The sequence below is a fragment of the Actinomyces polynesiensis genome (assembly GCF_000820725.1).
GTDB lineage: Bacteria > Actinomycetota > Actinomycetes > Actinomycetales > Actinomycetaceae > Pauljensenia > Pauljensenia polynesiensis.
This window is the reverse complement of sequence record NZ_CCXH01000174.1, coordinates 1-18,792: the sequence shown is the minus strand read 5'-3', so window position 1 is coordinate 18,792 and position 18,792 is coordinate 1. Positions and strand designations below refer to the sequence as shown.

General features: G+C 70.3%; 9 protein-coding genes and 1 pseudogene. 5 read left to right on the top strand and 5 right to left on the bottom strand.

Annotated features, from left to right (window positions below):
• Window positions 1–32 precede the first annotated feature (32 nt).
• Window positions 33–1,067 (bottom strand): YdcF family protein, encoded by a 1,035-nt coding sequence (locus TA90_RS07465; protein ID WP_052450635.1) that lies wholly within the window; start codon window positions 1,065–1,067, stop codon window positions 33–35.
• A 444-nt stretch (window positions 1,068–1,511) separates the two neighbouring features.
• On the opposite strand from TA90_RS07465, the gene pflB reads away from it, so the two are divergent.
• The 3 genes from pflB to pflA all read left to right on the top strand — a co-directional run bounded on the left by pflB (window position 1,512) and on the right by pflA (window position 4,969).
• Window positions 1,512–3,608 carry a formate C-acetyltransferase gene (pflB, locus tag TA90_RS07460; RefSeq protein ID WP_043535476.1) on the top strand — a complete coding sequence of 699 codons (2,097 nt, stop codon included), beginning with the start codon at window positions 1,512–1,514 and terminating at the stop codon, window positions 3,606–3,608.
• 89 nt (window positions 3,609–3,697) lie between these two features.
• On the top strand, window positions 3,698–3,949 hold the full coding sequence (gene grcA2, locus TA90_RS07455) for an autonomous glycyl radical cofactor GrcA2 (protein WP_043535475.1): 252 nt from the start codon (window positions 3,698–3,700) through the stop codon (window positions 3,947–3,949).
• Between the two features lie 144 nt (window positions 3,950–4,093).
• The gene (gene pflA, locus TA90_RS07450) at window positions 4,094–4,969 is read left to right on the top strand and encodes a pyruvate formate-lyase-activating protein (protein ID WP_052450634.1); all 876 of its coding nucleotides are present in this window, start codon (window positions 4,094–4,096) and stop codon (window positions 4,967–4,969) included.
• A 182-nt stretch (window positions 4,970–5,151) separates the two neighbouring features.
• Here pflA and fucO read toward each other — a convergent pair.
• Both fucO and TA90_RS07440 read right to left on the bottom strand, forming a co-directional pair.
• Window positions 5,152–6,307: pseudogene (fucO, locus tag TA90_RS07445) on the bottom strand (lactaldehyde reductase).
• Between the two features lie 169 nt (window positions 6,308–6,476).
• On the bottom strand, window positions 6,477–7,175 hold the full coding sequence (locus tag TA90_RS07440; RefSeq protein WP_052450633.1) for a peptide deformylase: 699 nt from the start codon (window positions 7,173–7,175) through the stop codon (window positions 6,477–6,479).
• A gap of 249 nt (window positions 7,176–7,424) precedes the next feature.
• On the opposite strand from TA90_RS07440, the gene TA90_RS07435 reads away from it, so the two are divergent.
• On the top strand, window positions 7,425–9,197 hold the full coding sequence (locus TA90_RS07435; RefSeq protein ID WP_043535474.1) for a pyruvate dehydrogenase: 1,773 nt from the start codon (window positions 7,425–7,427) through the stop codon (window positions 9,195–9,197).
• Between the two features lie 127 nt (window positions 9,198–9,324).
• Here the strand turns inward: TA90_RS07435 and TA90_RS07430 are convergent, their stop codons facing one another.
• Both TA90_RS07430 and TA90_RS07425 read right to left on the bottom strand, forming a co-directional pair.
• Window positions 9,325–10,833: an MFS transporter gene (locus TA90_RS07430; protein WP_052450632.1), complete on the bottom strand. Its 1,509-nt coding sequence runs from the start codon at window positions 10,831–10,833 to the stop codon at window positions 9,325–9,327.
• Between the two features lie 170 nt (window positions 10,834–11,003).
• Complete coding sequence (locus TA90_RS07425; protein WP_197067869.1) at window positions 11,004–11,549, bottom strand: rhomboid family intramembrane serine protease; 546 nt, start codon at window positions 11,547–11,549, stop codon at window positions 11,004–11,006.
• A gap of 322 nt (window positions 11,550–11,871) precedes the next feature.
• Between TA90_RS07425 and TA90_RS13225 the strand changes: the two genes are divergently transcribed.
• Entirely contained in the window at window positions 11,872–18,489 is a 6,618-nt protein-coding gene (locus tag TA90_RS13225) for a GH92 family glycosyl hydrolase (RefSeq protein ID WP_052450631.1), read from the top strand.
• The last annotated feature ends 303 nt before the right edge of the window (window positions 18,490–18,792 follow it).

The following is an 18,792-nucleotide window of genomic DNA, read 5'->3' as shown; positions in this document are numbered from 1 at the left end:
CCACCGCCCGGCCGCGCGGGTACCGGGAGCACTCAGTGCGTCAGGCCGACGACCACGCCGGTCAGGAGCGGCACCAGGGACAGGAGCAGTCCGACGACGTTGAGCCGCAGGTTGTCGCGCATGATCGCCAGGTACTCCCGCAGGACGGCCGTGGGCCAGTAGTACCGGGCGGTCGTCGACCCGACCGCGTAGCCGGGGAGGCCGATGGCACGCATGAGGAGGGCGGCACGGAAGGCGTGGAAGGAGTTGGTCACCACGGCCACACGGTGCACCTCCCCGCGCGAGGCGAGCAGGCGCGCGGAGCACACGAGGTTCTCACGGGTGGTCGTCGAGGCACGCTCGAGGAGCATGTCGCCCTCGTCCACCCCCCGCGAGCGGGCGTAGGCGGCCATGGCGTCGGCCTCGGGGAGCGGCTCGTCGGCCCCCTGCCCTCCCGACATGACGAGGACGGGGCGGACACCCTCCTGGACCGGGCGGTCCCTCCACCCGATGCCCCGGTCGATGCGGCTGCGCAGCAGGGGCGTCACCTCGCCGGCGCGCAGGCCCGCACCCAGCACGACGACCGCGTCGACCGGGCGTCCGAACCGACGGGTCAGGATCCCGTAGAGCCAGGACCACAGCAGGTACGCGATGAGCCCGTACCCGCACCACCCGATGGGCAGGGCGAGGAGCATCAGGTACACCATCAGCTCCGCCTGGTCCGCCAGCAGGGAGACCACGGCGGCGGCGATGTAGAGGAGGATCGCCGCACCGAGGACAAGCGAGAGCAGGTGGGCCGGGGAACGCCCCTCACGGCGGACCACCGTGAGTCCGTTGAGCACGAGGAGCACCCCGAGGGCGATCACCGAGAGGCCCACGACGACGAGCACCCCCAGCAGCACCCAGGCACCGGCCTCCGTCCCCGGGAACACCGTCTCCGCGTTCTCGAGCGCGCTGCTGAAGGCGAGGAGGGCGAACATCACCAGGGCCGTGAGCAGGTAGACCCCCGTGCGGACCTTGCGGGGGTCGAGGAGGGCGGACACCACGAAGACGGCCAGGACCACCAGGATCGGGACGAGGGCTTGCACCCGGTCATCCTATGGGTCGGGTGCGGGTCCCACGCCGGACCGGTGCCCGGGACCCGTCCCGGGGACGCCCCGCGCAGGCCTCCCCTCCTCCGGCGGCACGCGACGTGTCCGGCGCCGCGTACCCTCCCAGGACCCCGCGGCAGGGTGCCTGACCACACGGTCGGAGGAGGACCCCGCCGCGACCCGTGCGGACCGTCGGACCGGGTCGGGGTCGGGCCCCCGTGGACCGGCCCCGGGACCTTGGACCCACACCCCCTGTGACCCGCATATCAAAGGAATGTCTTTGAGAGATAGGCCATAGGTCCGCCCTCGTCGGGATCTGGCCGGATCCGCACCCACGACGGACAATGGATGACAGATGCCCACCCGGCACCGACGAGGAGGCCACCGGGCCCCCTCAGCGGACCCCCGATCGGGGATCCGGAGAAACTGAGAAGAGGGATCATGACCACCCAGATGACCGCTCCGGCAGAGGCGACGGCGGACCCGTGGCGCGGATTCACCACCGGCCCGTGGGCCGAGGGCATCGACGTCCGAGACTTCATCCAGCGCAACTACACCCCCTACACGGGTGATGCGTCGTTCCTCTCCGGGCCCACCGAGAAGACCCTGAAGGTGTGGGACCACTTGGAGGAGCACTACCTCTCCGAGGAGCGCAAGCGTCGCGTCTACGACGTCGACACCCACACCCCCGCCGACATCGACGCCTTCGGCCCCGGCTACATCTGCAAGGAGGACGACGTCATCGTCGGCCTGCAGACGGATGTCCCCCTCAAGCGCGCGATGATGCCAAACGGCGGGTGGCGCATGGTGGAGACCGCCATCAAGGAGGCCGGCAAGGAGGTCGACCCCGAGGTCAAGAAGATCTTCACCAAGTACCGCAAGACCCACAACGACGCGGTCTTCGACATCTACACCCCCCGCATCCGCGCGGCCCGTTCCTCCCACATCATCACCGGCCTGCCCGACGCCTACGGCCGTGGCCGCATCATCGGCGACTACCGCCGCGTGGCCCTCTACGGGGTCGACGCCCTGATCGCCGCCAAGAAGGTCGACAAGGACAAGGTCGCCGCCCAGCCGTTCTCCGAGCACTGGGCCCGCTACCGCGAGGAGCACTCCGAGCAGATCAAGGCGCTCCAGAAGCTCAAGAACATGGGAGCAGCCTACGGCTTCGACCTGTCCCGGCCCGCGGCGACGGCCCAGGAGGCCGTGCAGTGGACGTACTTCGGCTACCTCGCATCCGTGAAGTCCCAGGACGGCGCGGCCATGTCGATCGGGCGCCTGTCCGCCTTCCTCGACACCTACATCCAGCGCGACCTGGTCGACGGCGCCATCACCGAGGAGCAGGCCCAGGAGTACATCGACTCCCTGGTCATGAAGCTGCGCATCGTGCGCTTCCTGCGCACCATCGACTACGACCAGATCTTCTCCGGTGACCCCTACTGGGCCACCTGGTCGGACGCGGGCTTCGGCGACGACGGACGCACCCTGGTCACCAAGACCTCCTTCCGCCTGCTCCAGACCCTGCGCAACCTGGGCTCGGCCCCCGAGCCGAACATTACGATCTTCTGGGACGAGTCACTGCCCCAGGGTTACAAGGACTTCTGCGCGGCGATCTCCATCGAGACCTCCTCCATCCAGTACGAGTCCGACGACCAGATCCGCAGCCACTGGGGCGACGACGCGGCCATCGCCTGCTGCGTGTCCCCCATGCGCGTGGGCAAGCAGATGCAGTTCTTCGGCGCCCGCGTCAACGCCGCCAAGTCACTGCTCTACGCGATCAACGGCGGACGCGACGAGATGAGCGGCAAGCAGGTCGTCCCCGGCCACGCGCCGGTCGAGGGTGACGGACCGCTCGACTTCGACGAGGTGTGGGCCAAGTACGAGGACATGCTGGACTGGGTGGTCGGCACCTACGTCGAGGCCCTCAACATCATCCACTACTGCCACGACCGCTACGCCTACGAGGCCGTCGAGATGGCGCTGCACGACTCCGACATCGTGCGGACCATGGGCTGCGGCATCGCCGGCCTGTCGATCGTCGCCGACTCCCTGTCGGCCATCAAGTACGCCAAGGTCACCCCCGTGCGTGACGAGACCGGCCTGGTCGTCGACTACGTCACCGAGGGCGAGTTCCCGAAGTACGGCAACGACGACGACCGCGCCGACGACATCGCCGCGACCGTGGTGCACACCGTCATGAGCAAGATCCGCGAGATCCCGCTCTACCGTGACGCCATCCCGACCCAGTCGGTGCTGACGATCACCTCCAACGTGGTCTACGGCAAGGCCACCGGCGCGTTCCCCTCGGGGCACGAGAAGGGCACTCCCTTCGCACCGGGCGCCAACCCGGAGAACGGCCTGGACACCCACGGCATGGTCGCCTCCATGCTGTCGGTGGGCAAGCTCGACTACAACGACGCGCTCGACGGCATCTCGCTGACGAACACCATCACGCCCTCCGGCCTGGGCCGCACCAAGGACGAGCAGATCAAGAACCTGGTCGGCATCCTCGACGCCGGCTTCGTCCCCGAGGACTGAGCACCAGTCATCCCGTGGCCCGCACCCGACCGGAGCGGGCCACGGGGAGCAGTTCCACCCCCGACACACAACCACTGAAGGAGCCGACAATGGCCACCAAGACCTTCGACGAGCGTCTCGCCGACATGAAGGAGTCCCGCGGGGAGCACGGAGGCGTCCAGGGCCTCTACCACGCGAACATCAACGTGCTCGACCGTTCCACCCTGGAGGACGCGATCGACCACCCGGAGAAGTACCCGAACCTGACGGTCCGCGTCTCCGGCTACGCGGTGAACTTCGTCAAGCTGACGCGTGAGCAGCAGCTGGACGTCCTCTCCCGCACGTTCCACCACAGCGCCTGAGGGCAGAGCCCCCCAGTCTCTCCGGTGAGCGGCCGGTCGGGCCCCGTCGGCGGGTTCCCGACCGGCCGTCGCCTTCCCCACCTGCCCGGCCCCACCCCCGCTGTCCCACCGCCTTCTGCCCCCACACCTCCGAAAGGTCCCCCGATGCCCGTCGTCCCCCTCGGCTCACCCGAGATGCTCGGTGACCAGGACTTCCTGGCCCCGGCCGCCCGTGTGTCCGGGGCGGGGACCGCTGGCCTGGCGGAGCTCACGGACCTGGAACGCTCGGACCGACTCGCGCGCATGCGTGAGGGCACGCTGGGTTCCGTCCACTCCTGGGAACTGGTCACGGCCGTGGACGGCCCGGGCACCCGGATGACGGTCTTCCTGGCGGGGTGTCCCCTGCGGTGCCTCTACTGCCACAACCCCGACACCATGGCGATGCGCAACGGGGAGCCCGTCGAGGTCGACGAGCTGCTGCGGCGCATCAGGCGCTACCGCAGGATCTTCCGCAACACGGGTGGTGGCATCACCCTCTCCGGCGGTGAGGTCCTCATGCAGCCCGCCTTCGCCGGTCGCCTCCTGCGCGGCGCGAAGGAGATGGGCGTCCACACGGCCCTCGACACCTCCGGGTTCCTCGGGGCCTCCGCCACCGACCAGATGCTGGAGGACACCGACCTGGTCCTCCTCGACGTCAAGTCCGGCATCCCCGAGACGTACCGGAAGGTCACGGGCCGGGAGCTGCAGCCCACCGTCGACTTCGGCGACAGGCTCGACGCCCGCGGCATCGAGATCTGGGTGCGCTTCGTCCTGGTGCCGGGTCTCACCGACGCGCCCGGGAACATCGACGCGGTGGCCCGCATCGCCCAGCGCTGGGGCTCGATGTCGCGACTGGAGGTCCTCCCCTTCCACCAGATGGGGCGCGACAAGTGGGCCTCCCTGCACATGGACTACCAGCTGGCGGACACGCAGCCGCCCTCGATGGAGCAGGTCGACGAGGTCCGCGAGCGCTTCCGCTCCTTCGGGCTCACCGTCCACTGACCCCCTCGCTGAGGTCCGCTCAGTTCTGCGCGTGAGGTCCGCTCAGTTCTGCGCGTGAGGTCCGCTCGGTTCTGCGCGTGAGGTCCGTCCCGGTTGACGAGGGCGCCCTCGCTGGCCAGGACACACCGGCGGTACCCGCGGTACCCACGGGACACGCCGACAGGGGGACCACGCTCCCGGCCTCACAACAGCGAGCGGTACAGCCCGGCGATCTCCTCGACGGTGGGTGTCCGCGGGTTGCCCCCCGGTGCAGACGTCCTCGAAGGCCGCCTCGGCCAGGGGTTGCACGTCCGCCTCGGTGGCGCCGACCTCGGAGATCCTCGTCGGGTTCCCCAGGGACACCGCCAGGTCGCGGATCGCCCCGACCGTCCGTGCGCGCACCTCCTCGATCGGGTCCGTGGTGGCGCCCCGGACCCGGAAGGCGGCGGCGATGTCGCGGTACTTCTCCCCCGTGAACGGTGCGTTGTACTCCAGGACCGAGGGCAGCAGGATCCCGTTGGCCACCCCGTGGGGGGCACCGAAGAAGGCACCCAGCGGGTGGGCCATGCCGTGGACCAGGCCCAGGCCCACGTTCGAGTAGCCCATGCCGGCGATGTACTGGGCCATCGCCATCCGGTCGATGGCCTCCGCGTCACCGTCCGCGGCAGGCGCCAGTGCCCGCGCGATCATCTGGATCGCCTTGAGGTGGAACATGTCCGACAGCTCGAACGACCCGGGGGTCACGTAGCCCTCGATGGCGTGGGTCAGGGCGTCCAGGCCCGTCGCGACCTTGAGGGCACGCGGCGCGGAGGCCATCATCTCCGGGTCGACGACCGCGAGGACCGGGATGTCGCGGGGGTCCGCGCAGACGACCTTCCGCCGTCTGGCCGTGTCGGTGATGACGTAGTTGATCGTGGTCTCCGATGCCGTGCCCGCAGTGGTCGGGACGGCGATGATCGGCACCGAGGGGTTCCTCGTGGCCGCGACGCCCTCCAGGGACACCACGTCGGAGAACTCGGGGTTGGCGGCGATGATGCCGATGGCCTTGCAGGTGTCCTGGGGGGAACGTCCGCCGACCGAGACGAGGACATCGGCCCCGGCCTCCCTGAACGCCGCCAGACCGGCGAGGACGTTCTCCACGGGAGGGTTCGGCCTGATGTCGGTGAACAGCACGAAGGGCACTCCTGCCGCGTCGAGCAGGTCGGTGACCCGCCGGGACACGCCCGTGTCGACGAGCACCCGGTCGGTGACGACGAAGGCCCTGGTGAACCCCCGTGAGGCGATCTCCTGGGGGATCACGCTGATCGCCCCTGGTCCGAAGTAGGCAGTCTGGTTCCAGATCATCCGGTGGACAGTCATCGTTGGCTCCGTTGTCTCGAACGGCTTCCGCGGTCGCCACGCGGACCCGTCCAGCGTCCCGTGCGGCTCCCCACCCGACACTACGGGCCGTCGGGACACGTCCGACAGATCCGGAGGTCCCGCCTCCCCGCACCCGGCAGACCGGTGGGGCATCACGGCGCCGCCCTCGTCACCCCCGGTCGGCCGCGGCGTCCTCCCCCGCAGCGTCCTCCCCCGCAGCGTCCTCCCCCGCGGCGTCCTCCCCCGCGGCGGGCAGCCAGGACAGACCCGGCACGCCCCACCCCGCCTCCTCCACGACCTCCTGCGCCCGCACCGCCCAGGGCTGTGCCAGTCGGTCGACGTAGAGCGTCCCGTCGAGGTGGTCGAACTCGTGCTGGAAGATGCGCGCCAGCCAGCCCCAGGCCTCCACCCGCACCGGCCCACCGTGGACGTCCACCCCGGTGAGCACCGCGTGCCCCGCGCGCACGAGGGGGAACTGGTGGCCGGGCACCGACAGACACCCCTCCGACTCGCACTCCGGATCGGGCACCCGCACGGGCACCGGGGTGACCAGCAGCTGCGGGTTCACCACGACGCCGTACCTGCCGACCCCGTCCTCGTGCAGGTCCGCGTCCGCGGAACCCGCGCCGCTGCCCGTCGCCGCGGCGGCGTAGCGCGCATCGAAGCGGGCCCCTCCCCGGTACCCCCACACGAAGACCCGCAGTCCCTCCCCCACCTGCGGCCCGGCCAGGCCGACCCCGGGGGCGGCGGCCATGGTGTCGTGCATGTCGTGGACGAGGGCGTCCAGGGAGGAGTCGAAGTCCGTCACCTCGCTGGCGCGGCGGTGCAGGACGGGGTCCCCGGTGATGCGGATGGGAAGGATGGCCATGACCCCATGCTGCCACCGGGCGCAGTGCCCGGGCAGGCACGGCCACCTGCGCCGGGCTGTGCGCGACCGCGCTGCGGATCTGTCCCCCGCGTCACCCTCCTGTGCCGCATCAGACGCCCCGGGACCTTGGGCCCGTCCCGCTCCCGGCGCTTACCATGGTGTCAGGGCGACGGTGCCGTGTTCCGGACCGCTGCGGCGGGCGGTGCACGGTGCCTGCCCCCGGAAGCTCCCGTCCAGGAAAGGACCATCATGGCCCCCGTGCAGGTCAGCGGCGACACGGTCGCCGACCACCTCGTCAACCAGCTCCTCGCCCTCGGCGTGCGGCGCATCTACGGCATCGTCGGTGACTCCCTGAACCCCATCGTCGACGCGGTGCGCCGCTCGAACAAGGACGGCAAGGGCATCCAGTGGATCCACGTCCGCCGCGAGGAGTCCGCGGCCTTCGCCGCCGGCGCCGAGGCGGAGGCCACCGGAGAGCTCGCCGTGTGCGCGGGGTCCTGCGGCCCGGGGAACCTCCACCTCATCAATGGTCTCTACGACGCCAACCGCAACCGCGTCCCCGTGCTGGCCATCGCCTCCCACATCCCCTCGGTGCAGATCGGCACGCACTACTTCCAGGAGACCCACCCCGACCGGATCTTCAACGAGTGCTCGGTCTACAACGAGATGGTCACGAACCCGGCGCAGTTCCCCCGGGTCTTCGCCTCCGCCGTCCAGCACGCCTGGGGTGGCCCCGGCGTCTCGGTGATCAGCCTGCCCGGTGACACCTCTGCGTCCACCCTCGAGACGACCTACCCCATCGAGATCGTGCGCCCCGAGGCCCCCGTCGTCCTGCCCTCCCAGAAGTCCCTCCACGAACTGGCCGACGCCATCAACTCCGCGAAGAAGGTGACGATCTTCGCCGGTGCAGGCACCAAGGGCGCCCATGACGAGGTCATCGCCCTGGCGGACCGCATCGCGGCCCCCGTCGGGCACTCCCTGCGCGGCAAGGAGTGGATCCAGTGGGACAACCCCTTCGACATCGGCATGTCCGGACTGCTCGGCTACGGCTCCGCCCACCAGGCCATGTACGACTCCGACCTGCTGGTCCTCCTGGGCACCGACTTCCCCTACGACCAGTTCCTCCCCGAGGGTGTGCGCACCGCCCAGGTCGACATCCGCCCCGAGATCCTCGGGCGCCGCACGCGCCTGGACGTCGCCGTGGTCGGTGACGTGAAGGAGACCGCGAAGGCCCTCCTGCCGTTGATCGACGAGGGTCGTTCCCGCACCTTCCTCGACCAGATGGTGAAGAAGTTCGAGCGCTCCATGAAGAACGTCGTCGGCGCCTACAAGGGCAAGTCGGCGGCGAGCATGAAGCCCCTGCACCCGGAGTTCGTCGCGGACATCCTCTCCGCGGTGGCCCCCGAGGACGCCTCCTTCACCGTCGACACCGGCATGGGCAATGTCTGGGCCGCGCGCTACCTGCGCATGAACGGGAAGCGCCGCATCGTCGGTTCCTTCCTCCACGGTTCCATGGCAAACGCCCTGCCCCAGGCCATCGGCCTCGCCGCGGCGGAGCCGGAGCGTCCCGTCATCACGATGTCGGGGGACGGCGGCCTCTCGATGCTCCTGGGCGAACTCATCACCGTGAAGAACTACAACCTCAACGTCAAGGTGGTCGTCTTCAACAACGCCTCCCTGGGCATGGTGAAGCTGGAGATGCTGGTCAACGGCCTCCCCTCCTTCGGCACCGAGTCCGAGGACGTCAACTACGCGGCGCTGGGCAATGCCCTGGGCATCCCCTCGGTGCGCATCGAGGAGCCGGGCGACGTGGAGGACGTGCTGCGCCGCGAGCTCAACCGTCCCGGCCCGGGGCTCATCGAGTGCATGACCGATCCGCGCGCCCTGTCCCTGCCCCCCTCGATCACCGCGGACCAGGTCACCGGCTTCGCCCGCGCGATGAGCAAGGAGGTGCTGGGCGGAGGCCTCGGCGAGGTCGTCTCCATGGCACGCTCGAACCTGCGGAACATCCCGCTGCCCTGATCCGGGGGGCGACCCGCCGCCCGCGTCCGCGTCCCTCCGGGGTCCGGCCGCGGGCGGTCGTGTCTGTCGGGTCCGGCCGGGCGCCGACCCGGTCGGGCGTGTCGGGGGTCCGACGAGGGCGACGCCCTCAGGCCGCCGAGGGGGCCCGGCGGCGCGCGTCGAACAACGCGATGACCAGTGCGACCAGCAGCAGTGCCACGGTGACGGCCATGGACACGCCCATGGCGCGCGAGTGGGCCGGCAGGTCCCCGGCCTGGGCGGAGCCGACGACGGTGAAGAAGACCGAGGTCATCAGTGCCAGGCCCACGGTCGCACCGAGACGCTGGAGTGTCTGGAGGAGCCCCGAGGCCGTGCCGGAGAGGGCGCGGGGCACGTCGGCCAGGGTGAGCGCCTGGTTCGGGGAGATGACCAGTCCCGACCCCGCACCGGCCAGCGCGAGGAGACCCGAGACCAGCCAGACCGCCCAGTGCTCGGTGGACAGGAGCTCGACGACCGCGATGATCGCCCCGATCGCCACCAGCATGGTGACGAGGCCGAGGACGACCAGCCTGCGTCCCACCCGGTTCACCAGGCGTCCGGAGCGTGCCGAGGTGACGGCCGAGGCCAGGGCGAAGGGGATCTGCGCGAGTCCGGCCTCCCAGGCGGGCATGCCCGCGCCCTGCTGGAAGTAGAGGGTCGTGACGATGAAGATCCCCGTGAACCCCGCGAAGTAGGCGGAGCCGAGTCCCGCGCCGAGCACGAAGCCGGGGTTGCGCACCAGTGCTCCGGGCAGCACCGCCGCCTCGCCCCGGCTGTCCTGCTGGCGCTCCCAGATGGTCAGCAGCACCAGCAGCAGCGCTGCGACGCCGACCATCCACCACGGGGCACCGGCCAGACCGCGCTCGTGCTCCGAGGCGGAGATGAAGGGCCACATGAGGGCCAGCACGATCGCGGCGATCAGGAGCAGGCCCACGCCGTCGAGACCCAGGCCCCGCGACTCCGGGGCGTCGGGCCCGGCCGTCGCACGGGAAGCGCGGGCGGCCTCGTCCACACCCCGCAGACGGCGCCGGGCCAGCGGGATCACGACCAGACCGATGGGGACGTTGATGAGGAAGACCGACCGCCACCCGTGCTCAGGGCCGAGCGCGGAGACCAGGAGACCACCCAGGGCCGGACCCACGGCGGTCGACACCCCCACCGTCATCCCGAAGTAGCCGAAGGCGCGCGCACGCGCGGGCCCCTGGAACAGTTCCTGGATCAGCGCGATGACCTGCGGGTTGAGGATGCCGGCGAAGAGTCCCTGGACGACGCGGGTGAGGGCGAGCATGGCTGCGCCCGTGGCGAACCCGCACAGCGCGGAGGCGATGACGAAACCCGACAGACCCACCAGGAACATCGTCCGGCGTCCCACCAGGTCCCCGATCCTCCCGGCCGGGACGAGGGAGAGACCGAAAGCCAGGGAGTAGCCCGCAACGATCCACTGGATCTGCGAGGGCCCCGCCCCCAGCCCCGTCTCGATCGAGGGAAGTGCGACGTTGACGATGGAGACGTCGAGAAGGGTCATGAAACCGGCCGCGAGGACGACGACGAAGGCCGACCACGGGGAGGTCGTGGGATGTCCCTGCGGGGCGGTGGACGGTGTCTGGGGTGCACTCACCGCCCCAGAATCCCAGATGGCACCCGATCACGCCCGCGGACGCGGAGGGCAGGACGGTGCACCCCGGACCGGCCCCGGGGTCGAGTGGCGGGATTCCGCCACTGGGGAGGTGCGGACGGTGTGTGTCCTGTGAGGAACTGTGCAGCCCGGGCCGTCTGTCGCGGCAGGGGTCAGCGGCGGCCTGTGCCCGCCCCGGTCAGTGCCGCCACCGCTCCCCCTGCGGCTCCCCCCAGGTGCATCTGCCAGGAGACGGAGGGCCCGGCGTCGAGGATGCCCGCCAGCATCGCACTCCCGTACACGGACACCACGAGCGCGGCCACGAGGATGTCGACCAGCCTGTGTCTCCACGACCCGGTGCCCGGACTGACCGCCCGGACCACCAGGTAGGTGAAGAGCCCGAAGACCAGGCCGGAGGCTCCGACGATCACGGTCCCCGCCGGTGTGAGGAGCCAGGCGACCGCGGCACCGAGGACGGCCGACCATGCGATCACCTGCCAGAAGGCACGGTGGCCGTGGAGGCACACGAGTGTGCCCAGGACGAGCAGTGGCACCGAGTTCCCGACGATGTGGGCGAGGCTGGCGTGGAGGAGCGGCGCGGTGACCACGCCGTACCAGGCGTGCGGGTCGCCGGCCACCAGGCCGTAGCGGGTCCAGTTCCCGGGCAGGAACACCTCGCAGGCGAAGACGGCCCACATGAGCGCCAGGAGCGTCAGCACGGGGCCGGGACCACGTGGCTCGTCCCGCCGGCTGCGCGGCTGCGACGGGTGTCCCATCCGTGTCCCCGGCTGCACCGCCCAGCCGTCGGAGTTCATGGATCCATTGTGTCGGGAGTCCCCGGTGGTCGCCAATCGGTTCCGCCACGGCATGCGGAGCCCCCGACGTCGGCGCGCGGCACCGGAGGGGGCCACGGACAATGCGCGGGGGACGCGTCGAAACCACTGCCATCGTGACAGCGCTGTCCTAGACTGGCGACGGACCGACGGAGTCGTCGGCCTCCCCCATCAACGCTGATTCCCCGACACGCCCTGGAGTGGACCCATGCGCCCTGCCCTCCCCCGCCTGACCGCCTTCGCCGCCACCGCCGTCCTGACCGTCGGCGGCCTCGTGTGTGCCCCCGAGGCCCGTGCGGAGACGCCGTCGACGGCAGTCGACGCGGTCTCCGCCGTGGACCCCTTCATCGGCACCGAGGAGACGGTCTCCATCAACGAGGGCAATGCCCGCGGGAACGCCGCGTACGGGAACACCGTCCCGGGAGCCACCGTGCCCTTCGGGATGGTGCAGAACAGTCCGGCCACGTTCGCGACGACGGCGGTCAACGGCGACATCGGGAACACCCGGGGAGGGTACGAGTACAACGCCGACACCATCCGCGGTTTCGGACTCACCCGCCTGTCAGGGACCGGGTGCTCGGGACGGTTCGGAGGGTTCGACGTGCCGATCCTCCCGTTCACAGGTGCGTTGGGCACCGCTGGCGGGGCGGGAGGGGCCACCCTGCCGACCAACCCCTCCGCCGACATCAGCCGCTACCACCTCCCCTTCTCCCACGACCGGGAGTCCGCAGAACCCGGCTACTACTCCGTGACGACGGACAACGGCGTCACCACCGAGCTCACCGCCTCCACGCGCACCGCGGTCGACCGCTTCACCTTCCCCTCAGGGGACCCCGGCTCCGACACCCTGGTCATCGACGCGGCGGGGTCGAACAACGACGTCTCCGCCTCCGACCTGGTCATCGACCCGGAGACCCGGACCGTCTCCGGCTCGGTCACGGCGAAGATCGTCTGCGCCACGGGCCCCTCCTACACGGCGTACTTCTCCGCGACGTTCGACCAGCCCTTCGAGTCGTTCGGGACCTGGTCGGAGGCCTCGATGACGGCGGGTGGGACCTCCGCCTCCTCCACCACCCGCAGACACGGTGCCGGTGCCTGGCTGACCTTCGCAGACGGGGCCGAGGTGACCGCACGCATCGGACTCAGCTACGTCTCCGTCGAGGGCGCTGCCGGCAATGTCTCCGCGGAGACTGCGACCCGGGACTTCGACACCGTGCGCTCCACGGCCCGACAGGCCTGGGCGGAGGCACTGGGCACCGTCGACGCCCGCGGGGGTTCGGCCGAGGCGGACACCAAGTTCTACACGGCCCTCTACCACGCACTCGGCAACCCCAACGTGTTCGAGGACGCCGACGGGCGCTACACGGGCTACGACGACCAGGTCCACCGCGTGCGCGACGGCCACCACTTCTACGTGAACTTCTCCGGGTGGGACACCTACAGGGGCCAGGCACAGCTGGTGGCACTCCTGGAACCACAGGTGGCCAGCGACATCAACCAGTCGATCGTGGACATGGTCGACCAGTCCGGGAAGTGGTCGTCCTGGCCGAGCTACAACCGTGTCCAGACCAAGATGAGCGGTGACTCCCTGCAGGTCATCGTCGCAGCCACCGACGCGTTCGGTGCCACCGACTACGACCGCGAGCACGCCCTGGCCTCCATGGTCGGGACCCAGTCCGTGCCCCGCGCGGCGACGGAGTCCAACCGCTCCGATGCCTTCCTCTACACGACGCTCGGCTGGGTCAGCGGTGACTCGAAGAACGCCGCGACCTCACGGACCCTCGAGTACGCCACCGACGACTTCGCCATCGCGCAACTCGCCCGGCGACTCGGCGACGCGGACGCGCAGGCGCTGTTCAGCCAACGCTCACAGAACTGGATGAACGTCTTCAACCCGGTGAGGCGCCACATCGACGCCCGGAACAAGAACGGCTTCATGAACGTGGCCCTCAACACCCAGGGCGATCAGTTCGAGCAGTCCACGGGCAAGCAGTACGGGTTCTCGGTCCCCTTCAACATGGCAGCACTCATCGAGGCCCGGGGAGGCATCGCCCGCGCCACCGCCGACCTCGACACGATGCTGGAGCAACTCGATGCCGGCGCCTTCAGCGAGTACGCGTACATGACGAACCAGCCGAGCTTCGGTCTCCCGTGGGTCTACAACTGGCTGAGGTCACCGGCCAGCACCACCGACACGCTCGACCGGGTGGTCGCGGAACTGTTCGGGAGCGGTCCGGACGGGCTCCTGGGCAACGATGACCTGGGATCCCTGTCCTCCTGGTACGTGTGGGCGAACCTCGGCCTCTTCCCGGGGATCTACGGCACTGCCGACCTCCTGGTCAGCTCCCCGATGTTCGAGCAGGTCACGATCCGCTCGGCAGGCTCGGACCGGGTGATCGCGATCTCCGCACCCGGGGCGACCCAGGGCGCGCGCCACATCGAGGGCCTCAGCGTCGACGGTGTCGGACAGACCGCCTCGTGGCTGCCCGAGACCTTCGCCCGCGACGGTGGCACCCTGCAGTTCACGATGACCTCCTCACACACCTCCTCCTGGGGGACGGGGGAGGACGACGTCCCGCCCTCGTACCCGCAGGGGACCGATGACCCGAACGGTCGGGGGATCACCCACGACGGAGCGCGCGACGCAGGTTCACTCGATGCCGGAGGGGCGACGCTGTCCTACGAGAAGCTGGCCTCGCAGGGCATCACCCCCGGCGCCTCCCTGCCCTTCGGCGACACCGGTGTGACCTTCACCTGGCCCGGGTCGGCCGACGGCGCCCATCCCGACCACTACATCCCCCATGGGCAGCGCCTCGATGTCGCGAACGTGTCGACCACCGGCATCTCATTCCTGGGCCTGGCCACCAACGGACCCTCGACGGGGAACGCGAGCGTCGTCTACACGGACGGGTCGACCCACACCGTGACCGTCTCCCTGTCGGACTGGACGCCCTCGACCGTGCCCGCCGGGAACACCGCCCTCGTCGAACTCCAGGGGCGCAACACACGCGAGGGAGGGTCGGACACGGCCAGGCCCAAGCTGTTCGCCACGGATGTCGCGGGGCTGGACCCCTCGAAGACCGTCGATGCCGTCATCCTGCCCACGACCGTGGACAAGGGCATCATGCACATCTTCGCCGTCGGCTTCCGCAACCCCGAGGCGGCCGGCGCCGAGGCGACGAGGACCTCCCTCAGCCTCTCCCCCACCACGGTCGACGAGGGCGGGAACGCCGTGGCCAGCGTGACCGTGAGCCCCGGCGGTGTCGCCGGGACCGTCACCCTCTCCGAGGACGCGACCACACTGGGGTCGAGCGCAGTGGCGGGCGACGGGACGGCGAGGATCGAGGTGCCCGGCACGCTCGCAGCGGGCTCCCACACCCTCACCGCGACCTTCTCGCCCGATGACACGGGCGCCCACCTTCCCTCGACCTCCCCCGGCGTCGTGCTCACCGTCCTGCCCCTCCACACCTCCGACGCGAGAGGCTCCCGGTGGACCCGCACCTACGAGAGCGGGACCCCGGCCCCTGCCGGATTCCCCCAACGTGGGCAGACCACGGGGATCCGTGGTGAGTCGGTCGTCCGACCGGGACAGATCGCGGAAGTGACCTCCAACGCGCCGAACACGGGCAACATCAAGGAGTACGTGGCCCGCCTGGCCGATGGTGACCGCTCGACGAAGTGGTACGCCTCGGGGAGCAGGGCGCCGTCGGGGACGAGTCCCGTCATCGCCGCCTATACGTTGACCGGGGCACAGGCCGTGACCGGGTACTCGGTGACGGCGGCCGCGGACTCCTCGTCCTTCCCCGAGCGCGATCCGCGGAGCTGGCAGATCCTGGCCAGTGACGCACCTGGTGCCACCGATGACCTGACCGGTTCCTCCTGGGAGGTCGTGGCCACGGAGACCGACCAGACCTTCGCAGCCAACGGACTCACCCGCTTCTACCGGATCACCGACCCCCACCCACACAGCGCCTACCAGCTGCGTGTGACAGCGAACGCGGGAGGCGCCACGAAGAACGCGACGACCCAGATCGCGGACTGGACCCTGTCGACGGACGACGGCGACTCCCCACAGGCGCTCGGGGTCTCCGTCCGTCAGACGGGAACGGCACCCGGCGGGGCGGGGGTGCAGGCACTGCGCTATGCGGGTCGCATCCTGGGTGACGGCCCCGTGGACTCGTCCACGGTCCTCCAGATGGACCTCGACATCACCGTCACCGAGGGGACGTCCCTGTCATACCTGCTCAGGCCTGACAACGGGGCCTCCACGCCGGTGTCGGTCGATGTCGTCTACTCCGCGCCGGGATCACAGCAGCGCTCGACGCTCTCCGGGGAGCCCGTCTCGGCGACGCCCGGGAAGTGGACACCCGTGACCGTCGACCTCTCGTCCCTGGCAGGTGCACACGTCCACGAGCTGCAGCTCCACTACCGGGAGGACTCCGGCGTCGCCGACACGCTGGTGAGCGGATGGATCGACTCGCTGACCATCGGCTCCCCGCTGGTCGACGGCGACACGGTATGGACGTACCTGGACGTCCCGGATGTGGACCCCGCCGCCGGCGCCACCGGACGCACCGCCTGGACGACGACGGTCCTCCCCTCCGACGGGGACTGGAAGCGCGCCCGGGGCCCCTTCGGTGCGAAGCGTGACGGGACCGACCTGGGGTCCGGGTATCCGGTGACCACGAGGCTGAACCTGTACAAGGACGGCACGTCCGCACCCGTGCTCGAGGGCTACTTCCTCCGCACCTCCTTCACCCTGGACCAGGACACTGTGGACACAGGGGTCTCCCTGAGCGGCACCGTGGTCTTCGATGACACCGCAACCGTCTACGTCAACGGCGTCCGGGTGGCCGGGTGGGACGACTCGGAGATCACCCGGAACCTCCAGTACCAGACGCCGCAGGGCACCGACGGGGGTGGGGACCCGGAGACGAGGACCTTCGCGGTTCCCGCATCCGCCCTCGTCGTCGGGGAGAACACCGTCGCCGTCGAGGTCCACCAGTGCAACTCGACCAGCTCCGACGTCTACTTCGCGATGCCGAACCTGGAGCTCGACGCGGACGGCACCTCCACCCCGTTCAGTGACGCGCAGCTCGGGGCCTCCTACCCCTCCGACTCGGCGAAGGCCCCGGACGGGGGCGACTACCACACGTGGCTCCTGCGTTCCTTCAGGGACGCCCTCGACGAGGACGCGGTGATGGGTCCCAACACACCGTACGAGCCCGGGACCACCGTCGGGCAGCTCTCCGGCATCAACGACGCCACTGTCGTCGCCGTCAACAACGCGCCCGATACCTACGCCGACAAGCTGGACCCGGAGGTCGAGGAAGCCCTGCGCGACGGGGCCGGGAGCCCGTACGTCACCATGGCGAACGGCCTCGGCGACGTCATCGGACCGCTCTTCACCCAGGCGCTGGCGAACAACGAGCTGCCGCGGACGAAGGCCCTGCTGAGCTACCGGGTCGAGAAGGCCACCGCGAACTCGGGCGACGCCTACCAGACTGCGAAGAACACCTATCAGTACAAGCGTCCCTTCGTGAGGATGGGATTCACCTCGACGGGTGGGTTGCTCAAGAAGTGGGACTCCGACAGCGGGTACGCGGGCCTGGCGGGTGACGGCTCCTTCCCCAGCGGGCACACCTCCCACGGGTACTCACAGGGCATCACCCTCGCGACCCTCCTGCCCGAGCTGGGACCACAGATTTTGGCCCGGGCCTCCGAGTACGGCAACAACCGGATCGTCCTCTCCTTCCACTACCCCACCGACGTCATGGGAGGTCGGATCGTGGGGGAGGACATCACCGCCCGGCGGTGGTCCGATGCCGAGTACCGCCCGCTCCTGGAGGCGGCACGGGAGGAGCTGGACGCTGTGCTCACGCAGAAGTGCCGCGAGGTCGGGGCCGGCGACACCCTGGAGGAATGCATCTCCCACCAGCACCCGTACCTGGGTGACGAGGCCGCCGTGGACCTCTACACCCAACGACTCACCTACGGCTTCCCCCAGGTCGGGCGGACCGGCCTCGCTCCCGCGGTGCCCTCGGGCGCAGCAGACCTGCTGCTCACCACCTTCCCCACCCTCGACGAGGCCCAGCGCACGACCGTCCTCGCTGCCACGTCCCTCCCCTCCGGGTTCGTCCTGGACGAGACGGGTGGGGCCGGCAGCTTCCAACGCCTCAACCTCGCAGCGGCCATGGATGCCACCGTCGAGGTGTCCGCCGACGGCACCCTGGTCGTCAACGGTGTGCGGGTGGGCGCGGACGGTGTCCCTCTCGACCCGACCGACCCCACTGAACCGGGTACCCCGACGGTGGTCACACCGGGCGAGGTCTCCTTCACGGACGAGGACGGCTCCGCACAGGACTCCTACACCGTCCCGGACTCCGAAGGTGTCGACTACCTCGTCGGGGACGAGGTCCTGTCCGCGGGGACGTACCCGGCAACGGGGACGGTCACGGTCACCGCGCGCGCCCGCGAGGGCTATGCCCTTGCGGAGGGGGCGACCACGACCTGGACCCATGAGTTCTCCGACGCGACCACGGATCCGACCGGCCCCGGCCAACCCACGGACCCGACCGACCCGGGCCAACCGACCGACCCCGGCCAACCCACGGACCCGACCGACCCCGGCCAGCCGACGGATCCGACCGACCCGGTGGGCCCATTCGCACCCTCCGATCCGGCCGGTCCCACGGGGACGGGTCCCTCCCAACAGGGGGAGGGACTGGCCGCCACTGGCGCGACGACCTCCCTGGTCACGACGACCGCGTTGCTGGTACTGCTGATCGGGATGGGGGCGCTGCGTCCGGGCAGGAGACGGAGCTGACCCTTCCGGGGAGCGCAGGACGGACTGCCGGCGGCGCGCGCTCCTCTGCTCGACACCTGACAGGTCTGAACTGACGGTGGGGTCGGGTCGCGGCACTTCACGCGACCCGACCCCACCGTCACATCCGTGCGTGCCGGGCGCGCCTCCGGCCCCGGACCTCCCCGACGTCGACGTGGCCGCGGGCCCACTCGTCCGGACCCCGATCACGCACCTCCCGGAGAACGCGAACCACCGTGTTGTCCCGTCCTCGTCGCCCACCGGACGGGCGCGCACCGGACGGAACCACACACACGAGGAGACACC

Bases quoted from the DNA above. Each gene is read 5' to 3' on its own strand.
- pflB (WP_043535476.1), top strand. From the start codon at position 1,512: ATGACCACCCAGATGACCGCTCCGGCAGAGGCGACGGCGGACCCGTGG.
- TA90_RS07435 (WP_043535474.1), top strand. From the start codon at position 7,425: ATGGCCCCCGTGCAGGTCAGCGGCGACACGGTCGCCGACCACCTCGTC.
- grcA2 (WP_043535475.1), top strand. From the start codon at position 3,698: ATGGCCACCAAGACCTTCGACGAGCGTCTCGCCGACATGAAGGAGTCC.
- TA90_RS07440 (WP_052450633.1), bottom strand. From the start codon at position 7,175: ATGGCCATCCTTCCCATCCGCATCACCGGGGACCCCGTCCTGCACCGC.
- pflA (WP_052450634.1), top strand. From the start codon at position 4,094: ATGCCCGTCGTCCCCCTCGGCTCACCCGAGATGCTCGGTGACCAGGAC.
- TA90_RS13225 (WP_052450631.1), top strand. From the start codon at position 11,872: ATGCGCCCTGCCCTCCCCCGCCTGACCGCCTTCGCCGCCACCGCCGTC.